15 protein-coding genes are annotated in these 16,578 nt (G+C 34.0%); all 15 read left to right on the top strand.

Annotated elements, in window-relative coordinates; translation table 11 throughout:
- Positions 1–78: 78 nt before the first annotated feature.
- The 15 genes from ACLNCS_RS07005 (at position 79) to ftsH (ending at position 16,425) form a co-directional block, all read left to right on the top strand.
- Positions 79–1,260, top strand: coding sequence for a S1C family serine protease (locus tag ACLNCS_RS07005; RefSeq protein ID WP_254804371.1), 1,182 nt, complete (start codon positions 79–81; stop codon positions 1,258–1,260).
- 59 nt (positions 1,261–1,319) lie between these two features.
- Positions 1,320–2,081 carry a ParB/RepB/Spo0J family partition protein gene (locus tag ACLNCS_RS07000; protein WP_070677793.1) on the top strand — a complete coding sequence of 254 codons (762 nt, stop codon included), beginning with the start codon at positions 1,320–1,322 and terminating at the stop codon, positions 2,079–2,081.
- Positions 2,082–2,293: 212 nt separating this feature from the next.
- Complete coding sequence (gene dnaA, locus ACLNCS_RS06995; protein ID WP_225750758.1) at positions 2,294–3,652, top strand: chromosomal replication initiator protein DnaA; 1,359 nt, start codon at positions 2,294–2,296, stop codon at positions 3,650–3,652.
- 158 nt (positions 3,653–3,810) lie between these two features.
- Positions 3,811–4,947 (top strand): DNA polymerase III subunit beta, encoded by a 1,137-nt coding sequence (dnaN, locus tag ACLNCS_RS06990; RefSeq protein WP_070677791.1) that lies wholly within the window; start codon positions 3,811–3,813, stop codon positions 4,945–4,947.
- A 66-nt stretch (positions 4,948–5,013) separates the two neighbouring features.
- Positions 5,014–5,208, top strand: a complete 195-nt coding sequence (locus tag ACLNCS_RS06985; RefSeq protein WP_004250933.1) for a DUF951 domain-containing protein — start codon at positions 5,014–5,016, stop codon at positions 5,206–5,208.
- Between the two features lie 84 nt (positions 5,209–5,292).
- Complete coding sequence (ychF, locus tag ACLNCS_RS06980) at positions 5,293–6,408, top strand: redox-regulated ATPase YchF (protein ID WP_074324764.1); 1,116 nt, start codon at positions 5,293–5,295, stop codon at positions 6,406–6,408.
- Positions 6,409–6,480: 72 nt separating this feature from the next.
- Positions 6,481–7,050: an aminoacyl-tRNA hydrolase gene (gene pth / locus ACLNCS_RS06975; protein ID WP_070677787.1), complete on the top strand. Its 570-nt coding sequence runs from the start codon at positions 6,481–6,483 to the stop codon at positions 7,048–7,050.
- Complete coding sequence (mfd, locus tag ACLNCS_RS06970) at positions 7,043–10,546, top strand: transcription-repair coupling factor (RefSeq protein WP_029747255.1); 3,504 nt, start codon at positions 7,043–7,045, stop codon at positions 10,544–10,546. Before pth ends, mfd begins: the two co-directional genes overlap by 8 nt.
- 65 nt (positions 10,547–10,611) lie before the next feature.
- A complete protein-coding gene (locus tag ACLNCS_RS06965) occupies positions 10,612–10,878 on the top strand; it encodes an RNA-binding S4 domain-containing protein (RefSeq protein ID WP_004250926.1) in 267 nt (88 codons plus the stop codon).
- On the top strand, positions 10,871–11,239 hold the full coding sequence (locus ACLNCS_RS06960; protein WP_004250925.1) for a septum formation initiator family protein: 369 nt from the start codon (positions 10,871–10,873) through the stop codon (positions 11,237–11,239). Before ACLNCS_RS06965 ends, ACLNCS_RS06960 begins: the two co-directional genes overlap by 8 nt.
- Positions 11,240–11,245: 6 nt before the next feature.
- Positions 11,246–11,368 (top strand): SP_0009 family protein, encoded by a 123-nt coding sequence (locus tag ACLNCS_RS06955; RefSeq protein WP_004250924.1) that lies wholly within the window; start codon positions 11,246–11,248, stop codon positions 11,366–11,368.
- Positions 11,361–12,629, top strand: coding sequence for a serine hydrolase (locus ACLNCS_RS06950; protein ID WP_004250922.1), 1,269 nt, complete (start codon positions 11,361–11,363; stop codon positions 12,627–12,629). Before ACLNCS_RS06955 ends, ACLNCS_RS06950 begins: the two co-directional genes overlap by 8 nt.
- Positions 12,626–13,903, top strand: coding sequence for a tRNA lysidine(34) synthetase TilS (gene tilS, locus ACLNCS_RS06945; protein WP_004250920.1), 1,278 nt, complete (start codon positions 12,626–12,628; stop codon positions 13,901–13,903). The genes ACLNCS_RS06950 and tilS overlap by 4 nt, the downstream gene beginning before the upstream one ends.
- A 4-nt stretch (positions 13,904–13,907) precedes the next feature.
- Positions 13,908–14,450, top strand: coding sequence for a hypoxanthine phosphoribosyltransferase (gene hpt, locus ACLNCS_RS06940; protein ID WP_424847978.1), 543 nt, complete (start codon positions 13,908–13,910; stop codon positions 14,448–14,450).
- A 16-nt stretch (positions 14,451–14,466) separates the two neighbouring features.
- A complete protein-coding gene (gene ftsH, locus ACLNCS_RS06935; protein WP_070677781.1) occupies positions 14,467–16,425 on the top strand; it encodes an ATP-dependent zinc metalloprotease FtsH in 1,959 nt (652 codons plus the stop codon).
- The last annotated feature ends 153 nt before the right edge of the window (positions 16,426–16,578 follow it).

Raw genomic sequence — 16,578 nt, 5'->3', positions numbered from 1 at the left:
TGAAAACTTAAGTTTTTTAAGTTAGAATTAAGTTAATAATCTTATACTTTCACTAATTAATCAAATATGGAGGATTCTATGAAAAACTTAAACAAGTTTTCAAAAACAATTGGACAACTTTTACTAGTTATTCTTATTAGCTTTTTTAGTGGTCTATTAGGAAGTTTGGCTGTTCTTCAGTTCAACCAAAAGCAAGGAGGTGGAGAACAAAATAGTGCAGCAGTCACTCAGACTGCTTCGAAAAATGAAAATTCTACCACACAGGCTGTAGATAAAGTTAAAGATGCAGTTGTATCGATTATCACTTATTCAGAAAACTCTCAAGGTGGTTTTGTTGGAACTGATGATACTGATACAGATTCAAACACTGAACAAATTAACAGTGAAGGTTCTGGTGTTATTTATAAAAAAGAAGGTGAATCTGCCTATTTAGTTACTAATACTCACGTTATTAATGGCGCTAAAAAAGTTGACGTTCGTTTGACTGATGGAACAAAAGTCCCAGGTGAAATTGTTGGTTCTGATACCTATTCTGATATTGCAGTAGTAAAAATATCTTCAGAAAAAGTTTCTACAGTTGCTGAGTTTGGTGATTCAAGTCAATTAGCTGTTGGAGAAACGGCTATCGCAATCGGTAGTCCTTTAGGTTCAGAATATGCAAATACAGTTACTCAAGGGATTGTATCAAGCTTGAACAGACATGTTTCTTTGAAAGCTGAAGATGGTCAAGCCATTTCAACAAATGCCATCCAAACAGACACAGCTATTAACCCTGGTAACTCTGGAGGTCCTTTGATTAACATTCAGGGAGAAGTTATCGGTATTACATCAAGTAAAATTGCCTCAAATGGTGGAACATCTGTAGAAGGCCTTGGTTTTGCTATTCCTGCAAATGATGTTATTAATATTATTAAACAATTAGAAAAAGATGGAAAAGTAACTCGACCAGCGCTTGGTATCCACATGGTTAACTTAACAAACCTCAGCACAGCTGACCTTCAAAAATTAAAACTTCCTGACAACGTTACTTCTGGTGTAGCTGTTCGTTCTGTTCAAAAGAACATGCCTGCAAATGGACATTTACAACAATATGATGTTATCACAAAAATAGATGATACTAAAATTTCTTCTACTACTGAATTACAAAATGCACTTTACAGTCACTCTATTGGTGATGAAATGACTGTAACTTATTACCGTAATGGTAAAGAAGAAAAAACTACAATCAAACTAGATAAGAGTACAAGTGATTTAAATTAATAGTTTACATATTTGTAAACCTACTTTACAGAATATTAAAGATATGATACTGTAGAAATATGGAAGAACTCAAACTAATTCGTATCAGTGATATTCAAAAAAATCCCTATCAACCTCGTAAAGAATTCTCAAAAGAAAAAATTCAAGAACTTGCCCAATCTATTAAAGAAAATGGTTTAATTCAACCCATTATTGTCCGTCAATCTCCAGTTATCGGATATGAAATCCTAGCTGGAGAAAGACGGTATCGGGCATCGATAGCAGCTGGGCTATCAGAAATTCCTGTAATCATCAAAAAATTATCTGATCAGGATATGATGGTTCACTCAATCATTGAAAATTTACAACGAGAAGACTTAAATCCGATTGAAGAAGCAAAAGCTTATCAATCTTTAATTGATAAAGGATATACTCATGCAGACATTGCTGAAAAAATGGGGAAATCACGCCCTTATATCACTAATCTTGTTCGATTGCTAACGCTCCCTGATTTTATTTTAAAAGAAGTAGAAACTGGAAAATTGTCTCAAGCACATGCTAGACTTCTAATCCAACTACCTTTGAAAGAACAAAAAAATTTACTCAATCGCATTCAGAAAGAGGATTTATCAGTTCGGCAGGTGGAACATCTACTTAAAGAAGAAAAAAATAAGAAGAAAACCAAAGAAAAAGATCACTTTATCAAAGAAGAAGAAGAAAATTTGAAAAAATTGTTGGGATTAGATGTCCAAATCGTCCTTCAAAAAAAAGAGGCAGGAAAAATAACTATCTCTTTTCATAATCAAGAAGAATACCAACGTTTTATTAACAGCCTGAAATAAGGCTGTTATTTTATTTTTCTAAACTCACATACTTATCCACTGGATTAGTATAGAAAAAGTCTATTAAATCAAAATCTAAACCTTTTATCCACAAGTTGTGGATAAATCTTTTAAACATTGTGGATTGTTTTTCACAAGTTGTGGAAAAATTGCTTTCTATGTGATAAAATAGTGTTTAAGATTACACCATTTAGAAAAGGAGGAGTTTGTTGTTGAAAGAAAAACAATTTTGGAATCAGATTTTAGAATTAGCTAAAGAGAGATTGACTCGATCAATGTTTGATTTCTACGCAACACCTGCTGAATTAATAAAGGTTGAGGGAAATGTAGCTACCATATTTTTGCCCAGATCTGAAATGGAAATGGTTTGGAGTACAAAACTCAATGATATTATTGTAGCTGTCGGTTTTCAAATCTATGATACTGAAATAAAAGCTCAATATGTATTGACTAAAGAAGATTCTAATACCTCCGATATAGCAAGCAATGTTGAAAACAGTAATCATCAACAGGAAGAAATTAAAAAATCTATACCCTATTCAGAAACAGGATTAAGAGACATCTATACTTTTGATAATTTTATCCAAGGTGATGGAAATATTTGGGCTAAGTCTGCTGCTTTAGCTGTCTCTGAAGATCCTGGATTAACTTATAATCCTCTGTTTATATATGGTGGACCCGGTTTAGGAAAAACTCACTTGCTCAATGCTTTGGGGAACGAAATTCTCAAAAAAAATCCTAATACGCGTGTAAAATATATTCCTGCTGAAAGCTTTATTAATGAATTTTTAGATCATCTAAGACTCAATGATATGGATAATTTTAAAAAAACCTATCGAAGTATAGATCTCCTTCTTATTGATGATATTCAATCTCTCAGTGGAAATAAAGTGCAAACTCAGGAAGAGTTTTTCAACACATTTAATAACCTTCATAGTAATAATAAACAGATCGTTTTAACGAGTGACCGTAGGCCAGAACAACTAGAAAATCTACCTGAACGACTTGTCACGCGCTTCTCATGGGGATTAACAACGGATATTACTCCACCTGATTTTGAAACTCGTATCGCTATCCTAAATAGTAAAACAGAGGATTTAGATTATCATTTTCAACCTGACACAATCGAATATTTGGCTGGCCAGTTTGATTCAAATGTACGTGAATTAGAAGGTGCGCTCAAAGATATTAGTCTCATGGCTAAAGTTAAACAAATCAACACTATAACTGTGGATATTGCATCTGAGGCTATACGTGCTAGAAAACAAAGCGTCAGCACCATGATCGTCATTCCGATTGAAAAAATCCAAGAGGAAGTCGGAAAATTTTATGATGTGAGCGTTAAGGAGATGAAGGGAACTAGACGTGTTCAGAGTATTGTTCTAGCTCGCCAAGTTGCTATGTACCTAGCTAGAGAATTAACTGATAACAGTCTTCCAAAAATCGGAAAAGAATTTGGTGGTAAAGATCATACAACCGTCATTCATGCTCATGCAAAAATCAAATCTATGATTGAAACTGATGATAAATTACGTATAGAAATCGAAACCATCAAAAAGAAAATTAAATAACTTGTGGATAAGTCTTTAAAATTTTACTGATTTATTAACAAATTTTAAACAAGTATAACTTCTTGATTTTTCTAAACTAAACTTGGTTTTCCACAGATTTCACACAGCCTACTATTACTATTAACCTTCTAATAATAAAAATAAATAAAGGAGATTCCATGATTCATTTTTCTATTAATAAAAATTTATTCCTGCAATCATTAAATATTACAAAACGTGCTATTAATTCAAAAAATGCTATTCCTGTTTTATCAACTATTAAAATTGATGTGACTAACGAAGGAATTACATTAATTGGATCAAATGGTCAAATTTCAATTGAGAATTTCATTTCTCAAAAAGATGAAAATGCAGGTCTTTTGATTAACTCTTTAGGATCAATTCTTTTAGAAGCTTCTTTCTTTATCAATGTTGTTTCTAGTCTTCCAGATGTGACTCTTGATTTTAAAGAAATTGAACAACATCAAATTGTACTAACAAGTGGAAAATCAGAAATTACTCTGAAAGGAAAAGACAGCGAACAGTATCCACGTATTCAGGAAATTGCAGCAAGTAATCCTCTAGTTCTTGAAACAAAACTTCTTAAGAAAATTATCAATGAAACTGCTTTTGCTGCTAGTGTACAAGAAAGCCGTCCAATCTTGACTGGTGTACACTTTGTCCTAAGTAATCATCAAGAATTAAAAACAGTAGCAACAGACTCACATCGTCTCAGCCAGAAAAAATTAACTCTTGAAAAAAATAGTGATAATTTTGATGTTGTTATCCCAAGTCGCTCTCTACGCGAATTTTCAGCTGTTTTTACGGACGATATCGAAACAGTAGAGATTTTCTTCGCAAACAACCAAATTCTCTTTAGAAGCGAAAATATTAGCTTCTATACACGTCTCTTAGAAGGTAATTATCCTGATACAGATCGTCTGATTCCAACAGATTTTAATACGACAGTAACTTTTGATGTTGTGAATCTACGTCAATCTATGGAACGTGCACGTCTTTTATCAAGTGCTACTCAAAATGGAACTGTAAAATTAGAAATCAAACAAGGAGTAGTTACAGCTCATGTAAATTCTCCAGAAGTTGGTAAAGTAAACGAAGAAATCGATACAATTGCTGTATCTGGTGAAGATTTAACTATTAGCTTTAACCCAACTTACTTGATTGAAGCACTAAAAGCCTTGAATAGTGAAAAGGTAACAATCAGTTTCATTTCAGCAGTTCGTCCATTTACCTTGGTACCAGCTGATACAGATGAAGATTTCATGCAGCTGATTACACCAGTTCGTACAAATTAAGTTAAAGAGGTTGAGCCTAGCTCACCTCTTTTATGATATAATCAGAAATATGAAAAGGAGAGTAGTATGTATCAAGTTGGAAATTTTGTTGAAATGAAAAAACCACACGCTTGTACAATCAAGTCTACAGGTAAAAAAGCCAATCGTTGGGAAATTACACGTTTAGGTGCAGATATCAAAATAAAATGCAGTAATTGTGATCATGTTGTCATGATGAGTCGCTATGATTTTGAAAGAAAAATGAGTAAAATTATCGACTAAATGCAAGTAGTTAGAGGGTTAGCAAGTTTTCCCTTTTTGTGTTATAATATTGAAGATTGAAATGTGAACGGAGAATGAGAAATTATGGCTTTAACAGCAGGTATCGTGGGTTTGCCAAACGTTGGTAAATCAACCCTATTTAATGCAATTACAAAAGCAGGAGCAGAGGCTGCAAACTATCCATTTGCAACTATTGACCCAAACGTTGGGATGGTAGAAGTTCCAGATGAACGTCTACAAAAATTGACTGAAATGATTACTCCTAAGAAGACAGTTCCAACAACCTTTGAATTTACAGATATTGCAGGGATTGTAAAAGGTGCATCAAAAGGAGAAGGTCTTGGAAATAAATTCTTGGCCAATATACGTGAAGTTGATGCCATTGTCCATGTAGTTCGTGCCTTTGATGATGAGAATGTCATGCGTGAGCAAGGTCGTGAAGATGCTTTTGTAGATCCATTAGCAGATATTGATACCATTAACCTAGAATTGATTCTTGCTGACTTAGAATCTGTTAATAAACGCTATACGCGTGTGGAAAAGATGGCACGTACGCAAAAAGATAAGGAATCAGTTGCAGAATTTAACGTTCTCCAAAAGATTAAACCTGTCCTTGAAGACGGTAAGTCAGCACGTACCATTGAATTTACAGATGAAGAGCAAAAGGTTGTTAAAGGTCTTTTCCTCTTAACTACGAAACCAGTTCTTTATGTAGCAAATGTGGATGAGGATGTTGTTGGAGACCCAGACTCTATTGATTATGTGAAGAAAATTCGTGAATTCGCAGCAACAGAAAATGCAGAGGTAGTAGTCATTTCAGCGCGTGCTGAAGAAGAAATTTCTGAGTTAGACGATGAAGATAAAAAAGAGTTTCTTGAAGCCATTGGTTTGACAGAATCAGGTGTGGACAAGTTGACTCGTGCAGCTTACCATCTATTAGGACTTGGAACTTACTTCACAGCTGGTGAAAAAGAAGTTCGTGCTTGGACCTTTAAACGTGGCATGAAAGCTCCTCAAGCTGCTGGAATTATCCACTCTGACTTCGAAAAAGGCTTTATTCGTGCAGTGACTATGTCTTATGATGATTTGATTAAATACGGCTCTGAAAAGGCGGTAAAAGAAGCTGGACGCTTGCGTGAAGAAGGAAAAGAATATGTCGTTCAAGATGGCGATATTATGGAATTCCGCTTTAACGTATAATCAACATTTTTAATAGTGTCAATTAGGTTGGAAAAAAATTCCAACCCTTTTAGCTTTTGAAAGGAAATTTAAATGACAAAATTACTTGTAGGATTGGGAAATCCAGGGGATAAATATTTTGAGACAAAGCATAATGTTGGTTTTATGTTGATTGACCAACTAGCAAAAAAACAGAATGTATCTTTTACACACGATAAAATATTCCAAGCTGAATTAGCTTCATTTTTCCTTAATGGTGAAAAAATTTATCTGGTAAAACCCACTACTTTTATGAATGAAAGTGGGAAAGCAGTTCATGCTTTATTAACCTACTATGGTTTAGATATCGAAGATTTACTGATTATTTACGATGATCTTGACATGGAAGTAGGAAAAATTCGACTTCGCGCTAAAGGATCAGCTGGCGGTCATAATGGTATCAAGTCAATTATCCAACATATTGGTACACAGGTTTTCAATCGTGTAAAGATTGGTATCGGTAGACCTAAAAAAGGAATGTCTGTTGTTCACCACGTTTTGAGTAAATTTGACAAGGATGACTATATAGGTATTTTACAGTCTATTGACAAGGTTGACGATGCTGTAAATTGTTATTTACAAGAGAAAAACTTTGAAAAAATAATGCAGAAATACAATGGGTAAGGGAATGTCATTAATCGAATTCTTTTTAGAGAACAAGCAGATACAATTATGGAGTGAACATTTATCTCTCAAGCAGAGGGAATTACTACTAGGTCTCTCTGGTTCAGCAAAGTCTTTAGCTATTGCAAGTAGTGTTAAAAATCAGAACAAGATTATAGTAATGACATCTACTTATGGAGAAGCTGATCGTCTAGTAAATGATTTAATTTCTATCCTGGGTACTGATATGGTTTATCCATTTTTAGTAGATGATTCACCAATGGTAGAATTTTTAGTATCGTCTCAAGAAAAGATTTTTTCAAGAGTTGAAGCCTTGCGTTTTCTAAGAGATAAATCTCAAAAAGGAATACTAGTTTGTAACATGGCAGCTAGCCGTTTATTCTTACCAGATCCTCAAGTCTTTGATAACAGTGTGTTAAAACTTGAAGTTGGCGAAGAGTGTGAACAAAGAGAATTAAAAAGTCAATTGATTTCACTTGGTTATAAAAAAGTTACTCAAGTTCAAAGTCAAGGTGAATTTAGTCTTCGAGGGGATATTTTAGATATCTTTGAAACTTCACAACTATCTCCTTACCGAATAGAATTTTTTGGTGATGAAATAGATGGGATTAGAGAATTCGACGCAGATACACAATTATCAAAAGATAGTCAATCTCAAGTCTCAATCTACCCAGCTAGTGATATTTTACTAGCTACTGAAGATTATCATCGTGGTCAACAATTCTTAGAACATGAGATGGATAAAACTATTTCACCTACATTAAAGTCGTACTTAGAAGAAGTTTTTAGTTGTGCGAAAGAGCAAGTTCTTCATGCTGATATTCGTAAATTTTTGTCTGTTTTTTATAAAAAACAGTGGACCTTGATTGACTACTTGAACCAAGTGCCTATTATCTTTGATGATTTTCAAAAAATTATGAATCAGTATGATATTTTTGATAAGGAAACAGCTAGCTACTTTACAGAGGATTTACACAACAGTAAAGCTGTATCAAGTTTACAATATTTTGCTGACGTAGAAAGTCAGTTTAAAAAATATTTACCAGCTAGCTTCTTTTCTAATTTTCAAAAGGGACTTGGAAATCTAAAATTTGATCATCTTTATCAATTTAATCAATATCCAATGCAAGAATTCTTCAATCAGTTTTCTTTTCTGAAAGAAGAAATTGAACGCTATAAAAAATTAAAATATACGATTGTTCTTCAATCAAGTAGCCAAACAGAACTAAAAAAACTGTCAACGATTCTTGATGAATATAGCATTAAAGTTGACAATAGTAATCAAAGTGAAATCTGTAAAGGAACTGTCAATCTTGTTGAAGGAAACCTTCGTCATGGTTTTCATTTTGTGGATGAGAATCTTGTATTCATCACTGAATATGAAATTTTCAAAAAGAAAATTAAACGCAAATACAGAAGACAAAATATCAGTAATGCTGAAAGATTAAAGGATTATAGTGAACTCCAAAAAGGAGATTATGTTGTTCATCAAATTCATGGGATTGGTCAATATTTAGGAATAGAAACGATTGAACTCAAAGGGATTCACCGAGATTATGTAAGTATCCAATATCAAAATGGAGATCGAATTTCTATCCCTGTAGAACAAATCCAAACCTTATCTAAGTATGTTTCAAGTGACGGTAAGGCTCCAAAGTTAAACAAATTAAACGATGGACGTTTTAAAAAAGCTAAGCAAAAAGTTAAAAATCAAGTTGAAGACATTGCAGATGACTTAATTAAGTTATATGCAGAGAGGAGTCAACTTGAAGGTTTTGCATTTTCAAAAGATGATGAAGATCAAGTTGCTTTTGATGAGGCTTTTCCTTATGTTGAAACTGAAGATCAACTTCGAAGTATCGAAGAAATTAAGAAAGATATGCAGGCTTCTCAACCAATGGATAGACTTTTAGTTGGAGATGTTGGTTTTGGTAAGACTGAGGTGGCCATGCGAGCTGCTTTTAAGGCTGTCAACAATCATAAACAGGTTGTTGTTTTAGTACCTACTACAGTTTTGGCTCAGCAACATTATAGTAATTTTAAGGAAAGATTTGAGCAATTTGCTGTCAATGTAGATGTTTTGAGTCGTTTTAGAAGTAAAAAAGAGCAGACTGAAACACTTGAAAAATTGAAAAAAGGCCAAGTTGATATCCTGATAGGAACCCATCGAGTTTTGTCTAAAGATGTTGAATTTGCTGATTTAGGATTAATCATCATCGATGAAGAACAACGTTTTGGTGTCAAACATAAGGAAGCTTTGAAGGAATTAAAAAAGAAGGTTGATGTCTTAACTTTGACAGCTACACCAATTCCTCGAACTCTACATATGTCTATGCTAGGTATTCGAGATTTATCTGTCATCGAAACTCCCCCAACCAATCGATATCCTGTACAAACCTATGTCCTTGAACAGAATGATCGTGTCATTCGAGATGCTGTATTGAGAGAAATTGATCGTGGTGGTCAGGTTTACTATCTTTACAATAAAGTTGACACGATTGAAAAGAAGGTTTCAGAGTTACAAGAACTGATTCCAGAAGCTTCTATTGGTTTTGTTCATGGTCAAATGAGTGAAATTCGTTTGGAGAATACACTACTTGACTTTATTGAAGGTGAATATGATATTTTAGTAACAACAACAATCATTGAAACAGGGGTAGACATTCCAAATGCCAATACCTTGTTTATCGAAAATGCGGATCATATGGGATTGTCAACCTTGTATCAATTAAGAGGTCGGGTTGGTCGTAGTAATCGTATTGCTTATGCCTATCTTATGTATAGACCAGATAAATCATTGACAGAAGTTTCTGAGAAGAGATTGGAGGCAATTAAAGGTTTCACTGAATTGGGTTCTGGTTTCAAAATTGCCATGCGTGATTTATCCATTCGTGGAGCGGGTAATCTTTTAGGAAGTTCGCAGTCAGGTTTTATCGATTCTGTTGGTTTTGAACTCTATTCTCAATTACTGGAAGAAGCAATTGCTAAGAAGAATGGAACTGATAAGAAACGTGAAAAAGGAAATGCTGAGTTAATTCTACAAATTGATGCCTATCTTCCAGATGAGTATATTTCGGATGAACGACATAAAATTGAGATTTACAAGAGAATTCGTCAAATTGACAACCGTGTCAATTACGAAGAATTACAAGATGAGTTGATAGACCGATTTGGAGAGTATCCAGATGTAGTTGCTTACCTCTTAGAAATTGGATTAGCTAAAGCTTATCTTGATAAAGTTTTTGTCAATCGTGTTGAAAGAAGAAATAATAAGCTTGTCATTCAATTTGAAAAGATATCCCAACAACTATTTTTAACACAAGATTATTTCCAGGCTCTTTCTCAGACAAATTTGAAGGCTAATATTTCTGAAAATCAAGGTTTAATCGAAGTTGTTTTTGATATTCGAAATAAAAAAGACTATGAGATTTTAGAAGGACTCTTAACCTTTGGAGAATCGTTAGCGAAGATAAAAGACTTAAAAGAGTCACATTAGGGCTTACCTTTTTTCTTCTATAAAAGGGATAAAAATGGTACAATAATAATTTGAGGTATTATAAGATGAGATTAGATAAATATTTAAAAGTATCACGAATTATTAAACGCCGTACGGTAGCTAAGGAAGTTGCAGATAAAGGGCGAATCAAGGTTAATGGTATCCTTGCTAAAAGTTCAACTGATTTAAAAATCAATGATCAGGTTGAAATTCGTTTTGGAAATAAATTGTTGCTTGTAAAGGTGCTCGAAATGAAAGATAGCACAAAAAAAGAAGATGCAGCTGGAATGTATGAAATTATCAGTGAAACAAGGGTAGAAGACGATGTATAAAAAAATAGTCCAAATGAATAATTCATTTATTCAAAATGAACACCAACGACGTAAATACATGATGGAAGAACGTCAAAAACGTAATCGTTTTATGGGTTGGGTTTTGATTTTGATTATGTTGCTATTCATCTTACCAACTTACAATTTAGCACAAAGTTACCAACAATTACTAACACGTCGCCAGCAACTAGCTGATTTGAAAAAACAATATCAGGACTTGAGCGATGAAAAGGATAAAGAAGCTAGTTTAGCAACTAAGCTAAAAGATGAATCCTATGCGGCTAAATATTCCCGTGCAAAATATTATTATTCAAAAACATGGGAGGAAGTTTATACAATTCCGGACTTACTTCCTAGGTAATGCGAAATGGAAAATTTATTAGATATTATCGAAAAATTTTTAAGTCAGTCAGATGAAAAATTAGATGAGTTAGCTCAAAAGAATCATCTGTTACGGCTACAAGAAGAAGAGGGGAAAAAGAATGCGTAAATTTTTAGTGATATTACTACTTCCTATTTTCCTAAAAAGCGTTCAAGTAGTAAGCACTGAGAATCCAGTTATCATTCCAAAACAAGAAGTTTATTCTTTAACTCATACTCCGTATCATTTTTATTATCAAGATACTATAGAATCTCCAAAATTTTATGGTGAGACGCCAGTTTATTCTACAGAAGACCTGATTAATGAATCGGGTAAAGTAAATGCAGAAACAAAATTATCTGTTTTAGAATGGCGATTAAATAAACAAGGACAACCTGTCTTTAAATTGTCAAATAATCAATTTGTAATGGCTGATAAACGACTTTTATACGATAGTTCCATCGTAAACGATTTTTCTAAACGAGTATGGCTAGAACCGGGATTTGTCGTTTATAATAGTCCTTATGATCAACAAGAATTAAAGTCTACTTTAGCGCCTTATCAAGAAGTTGAAGCAGATATGTCTATTTTTGCTGAAGGTCGTGAATTCATACATATCAAGCAAACGGGCTGGATTTCGACGGATTATATTTCCGATGATGATAATCGTATTCAGAAAGTACAAGAGTTGCTATCTGCAAATTATCAAAATGAACAGTTCTCTATTTATATTAAACAATTGAGTACAGGTAAGGAAGCTGGCATTAATGAAAATCAGAAAATGTATGCTGCTAGTGTTATGAAATTACCTTATCTTTATTCTGTTCAGGAAAAAATCAATCAAGGTGATTACCAACTTGACACGAAATTGAAGTATGTTTCCGAAGTTAATGATTTCCCTGGTTCTTATAAACCGGAAGGAAGCGGAAGTCTCCCTAAAACAGCGGACAATAAAGAATACACAATCAAAGATTTAATCACAAAAACTGCAAAAGAATCTGACAATGTAGCTCATAATATTCTCGCTTATTATATTACGAATAAATCAGATGAAGCCTTTAAAAAAGAAATGGCTACTATCGCAGGTGAAGAATGGGATGTGACAGATAAGATGGCTTCAGCTAAAATGGCTGGTCAAGTTATGGAATCTATTTATAATCAGAATGGTTTTGTTTTAGAATCTCTTTCACAAACATCTTTTGATAATCAGCGGATTGCTAAGAATATTTCTGCTAAGGTAGCCCATAAAATTGGGGATGCAGATGAATTTAAACACGATGTGGGAATAGTCTATACAGATTCTCCTTTCGTTGTTTCAATCTTTACCAAAAATTCTGATTACGATACTATTTCTAAAATTGCTAAGGATGTCTACGAGGTCCTAAAATGAGAGACCGCGATTTTTTAAATCATTTTCTAGAAAAAGGTTACTTTGAAGGACATTCAAGAGTTGTGCTGGCCTTGTCTGGTGGATTGGATTCGATGTTTCTTTTTCAACTTCTTTTGACCTATCAAAAAGAACTTGGTATTGAATTGTTTTTAGCTCATGTAAATCATAAACAACGACCAGAGTCAGATAATGAAGAAAATGAATTAAGAAAATTAGCTGAACAAGCTGGAGTTCCAATTTATGTAGCTTGTTTTACTGGAGATTTTTCAGAAGCGAATGCTCGTCAATTTCGCTATGAATTCTTTAGAGAAGTGATGGAGAAAACTTCATCTACAGCTCTTGTAACAGCTCATCATGCAGATGATCAAGTTGAGACGATCTTTATGCGATTGATTAGAGGTGTTAGACTACACCATTTATCAGCTATTAAAGAAAGACAAATGTTTGATAAGGGAGAGTTGATTCGTCCTTTGTTGTCTTTTTATAAGAAGGATTTTCCTGAAATTGAGCATTTTGAAGATTCAACGAATAAAGAAAATCACTATCTTCGCAATCGTATTCGCAACCTCTATCTGCCACAGTTAGAAAAAGAAAATGTTCAGGTAAAAAAAGCAATTTTAGAGTTTGGAAAAGAAGTTTCTGACTATCAAATTGCTCTGGCTGAATTATCTCAAGCAGTTGATGTAGAAGATTTAACTCAGTTTTTATCTTTTAGTGAAGCAACGCAAGGAGTTTTACTACAACAATACCTTAGTCGTTTTGCTGATTTAAATGTAACAAGAGAACAATTTCAAGAAATTCATCATATTTTAAAAACTAAGAGTCAATATCGCCATAATATAAAAAATGGTTATGAACTTATAAAAGAATACCAGCACTTTCAAATTGGTAAAATCAGACCAAAGTCTGATGAAAAAAGTAGTGAGTGTGTGTTAAACTATCAAAATCAAGTTTATTATGAAGGTTTTCTATTTTCATTTGGAATTCCTCTAAAAGGTGAAAATGTTCAACAAATAAATGTTTCCCGTGAAACATCATTGATTTTGCGGCATCGACAGCCAGGTGATTATTTGATAATAAATGGTCATCAAAAAAAAGTAAGGCGACTTTTTATTGATTTAAAAATTCCTGCAGAAAAACGAAAAAATGCGATTATTGTTGAGCAATTCGGAAAGATTTGTTCAATTTTAGGAATTGAACTCAGTGATTTGAGTATAAAAACGAAAAATGATATAATGAACACTGTACTTTATATAGAAAAAATAGATAGGTAAAATCATGTTAGAACAAGACATCAAGAAAATTATGATTTCGCAAGATGAAATTACAGAAGCAGCTAAGAAGTTAGGTGCTCAATTGACAAAAGATTATGAAGGGAAAAATCCGATTTTAGTTGGAATTTTAAAAGGATCTATTCCTTTTATGGCAGAATTAGTCAAATATATCGACACTCACCTTGAAATGGATTTTATGATGGTTTCTAGTTATCATGGTGGAACTGTAAGTAGTGGTGTCATTAATATCAAACAAGATGTCACTCAAGATGTTAAAGGTAGACACATTGTCTTTGTAGAAGATATTATTGATACTGGACAAACATTAAAAAGTTTGAGAGATATGTTTACTGCTAGAGAAGCAGCGTCTGTTAAGATTGTTACTATGATGGATAAACCAGAAGGACGTACTGTAGAAATTGAAGCAGATTATACATGTTTTACAATTCCAAATGAATTCGTTGTAGGCTATGGTTTAGACTATAATGAAAATTATCGTAACCTTCCTTATGTAGGTGTATTGAAAGAGGAAGTTTACTCAAAATAGAAGGGTAAGTTGTTGAATGCAAAAACAAAATAATGGTTTTATAAAAAATCCATTTCTTTATTTGTTGATGATTTTCTTGCTAGTAACGGGATTCCAGTACTTTTTCGCTGGGAGAGTTGCCGGGCACAGTCAACAAATTAAATACTCAGAATTGGTGCAGGAAATCACTAATGACAATGTAAAAGAAATAACCTATCAACCAAGTGGTAGTATTATTGAAGTGTCTGGTGTCTATAAAACTGCTAAAACAGAAAAACCGGAAACAGGTATTCAGTTTTTCACACCTTCTGCAACAAAAGTAGAAAAATTTACAAGTATTATTCTTCCATCGGATACTACTGTAGCAGATTTGCAAAAACTAGCTGGTGAACACCAAACACAAGTTGAAGTCAAGCACGAAAGCTCAAGTGGTATGTGGATTAACATCCTAGTTTCGGTAGTGCCATTTGCTATTTTATTCTTCTTCCTATTTTCTATGATGGGAAATATGGGAGGAAACAGCGGACGCAATCCGATGAGTTTTGGACGCAGTAAAGCTAAGGCTGCTAATAAGGAAGATATCAAAGTACGCTTTTCAGATGTAGCAGGAGCTGAAGAAGAAAAACAAGAACTTGTTGAAGTTGTTGAATTCTTGAAAGATCCAAAACGCTTTACAAAATTAGGTGCTCGTATCCCAGCTGGTGTTCTCTTAGAGGGACCTCCGGGAACTGGTAAAACATTACTTGCTAAAGCAGTAGCAGGAGAAGCTGGAGTACCGTTCTTTAGTATTTCAGGTTCTGACTTCGTAGAAATGTTCGTTGGTGTCGGTGCCAGCCGTGTACGTTCACTCTTTGAGGACGCTAAAAAAGCAGCGCCAGCTATTATCTTCATCGATGAAATTGATGCCGTTGGTCGCCAACGTGGTGTCGGTCTTGGTGGAGGTAATGATGAACGTGAACAAACCTTGAACCAACTCTTGATTGAAATGGATGGTTTTGAAGGAAATGAAGGGATAATTGTCATTGCGGCAACGAACCGTTCAGATGTTCTAGATCCAGCCCTTCTTCGTCCAGGTCGTTTTGACAGAAAAGTATTGGTTGGTCGTCCAGATGTTAAAGGACGCGAAGCAATTCTGAAAGTCCATGCTAGAAATAAACCTCTAGCAGAAGATGTGGATTTGAAGTTAGTAGCACAACAAACTCCAGGTTTTGTTGGTGCTGATTTAGAAAATGTATTGAACGAAGCGGCATTAGTTGCTGCCCGTCGTAACAAATCAGTCATTGATGCTTCTGATATTGATGAGGCAGAAGACCGCGTTATTGCAGGGCCTTCTAAGAAAGATAAAACTGTTTCTCAAAAAGAACGTGAAATGGTTGCTTATCACGAAGCCGGGCACACTATCGTAGGGTTAGTCTTATCAAATGCGCGTGTCGTTCATAAGGTAACAATTGTTCCACGTGGTCGTGCAGGTGGTTACATGATTGCTCTTCCAAAAGAAGATCAAATGTTGCTATCTAAAGAAGATATGAAAGAACAATTAGCTGGTTTGATGGGTGGACGTGTTGCTGAAGAAATCATCTTTAATGTCCAAACAACAGGTGCATCAAACGACTTTGAGCAAGCTACACAAATGGCGCGTGCAATGGTTACAGAGTATGGTATGAGTGAAAAACTCGGACCTGTTCAATACGAAGGTAATCATGCTATGTTTGGTGCTCAAACTCCACAAAAATCTATTTCAGAACGTACTGCATATGAAATTGATGAAGAAGTTCGAGCATTGTTGAATGAAGCACGTAATAAAGCAGCTGAAATTATTCAATCAAATCGTGAAACGCATAAATTAATTGCAGAAGCCTTATTGAAATATGAAACATTGGATAGTACACAAATCAAATCTCTTTACGAAACAGGGAAAATGCCTGAATCAGTAGAAGAGGAATCACGTGCCCTATCATATGATGAAGTCAAATCAAAAATGGCTGAAGAAAACTAAAATATTAGTAGACAAGATACAAGAGAGGATACTATTATATCCTCTCTTTCTTATTTATAAAAACTAATCTATGAAAACCAGTAAAAAAATTTCAGAAAAAACAAATCAAACTAGTTGACAAGAATCTAAAAGTAGGTATAATAGAAAGAGTTG

Source organism: Streptococcus sp. CL9.43 (genome assembly GCF_049737935.1).
Taxonomy (GTDB): domain Bacteria; phylum Bacillota; class Bacilli; order Lactobacillales; family Streptococcaceae; genus Streptococcus; species Streptococcus infantis_I.
Note: the sequence above shows the minus strand (reverse complement) of the source record. Positions and strands in the feature narration are given on the sequence as shown.

Bases quoted from the DNA above. Each gene is read 5' to 3' on its own strand.
- ACLNCS_RS07005 (WP_254804371.1), top strand. From the start codon at position 79: ATGAAAAACTTAAACAAGTTTTCAAAAACAATTGGACAACTTTTACTA.
- ACLNCS_RS07000 (WP_070677793.1), top strand. From the start codon at position 1,320: ATGGAAGAACTCAAACTAATTCGTATCAGTGATATTCAAAAAAATCCC.
- dnaN (WP_070677791.1), top strand. From the start codon at position 3,811: ATGATTCATTTTTCTATTAATAAAAATTTATTCCTGCAATCATTAAAT.
- ACLNCS_RS06985 (WP_004250933.1), top strand. From the start codon at position 5,014: ATGTATCAAGTTGGAAATTTTGTTGAAATGAAAAAACCACACGCTTGT.
- ychF (WP_074324764.1), top strand. From the start codon at position 5,293: ATGGCTTTAACAGCAGGTATCGTGGGTTTGCCAAACGTTGGTAAATCA.
- pth (WP_070677787.1), top strand. From the start codon at position 6,481: ATGACAAAATTACTTGTAGGATTGGGAAATCCAGGGGATAAATATTTT.
- mfd (WP_029747255.1), top strand. From the start codon at position 7,043: ATGGGTAAGGGAATGTCATTAATCGAATTCTTTTTAGAGAACAAGCAG.
- ACLNCS_RS06965 (WP_004250926.1), top strand. From the start codon at position 10,612: ATGAGATTAGATAAATATTTAAAAGTATCACGAATTATTAAACGCCGT.
- ACLNCS_RS06960 (WP_004250925.1), top strand. From the start codon at position 10,871: ATGTATAAAAAAATAGTCCAAATGAATAATTCATTTATTCAAAATGAA.
- ACLNCS_RS06955 (WP_004250924.1), top strand. From the start codon at position 11,246: ATGGAAAATTTATTAGATATTATCGAAAAATTTTTAAGTCAGTCAGAT.
- ACLNCS_RS06950 (WP_004250922.1), top strand. From the start codon at position 11,361: ATGCGTAAATTTTTAGTGATATTACTACTTCCTATTTTCCTAAAAAGC.
- tilS (WP_004250920.1), top strand. From the start codon at position 12,626: ATGAGAGACCGCGATTTTTTAAATCATTTTCTAGAAAAAGGTTACTTT.
- hpt (WP_424847978.1), top strand. From the start codon at position 13,908: ATGTTAGAACAAGACATCAAGAAAATTATGATTTCGCAAGATGAAATT.
- ftsH (WP_070677781.1), top strand. From the start codon at position 14,467: ATGCAAAAACAAAATAATGGTTTTATAAAAAATCCATTTCTTTATTTG.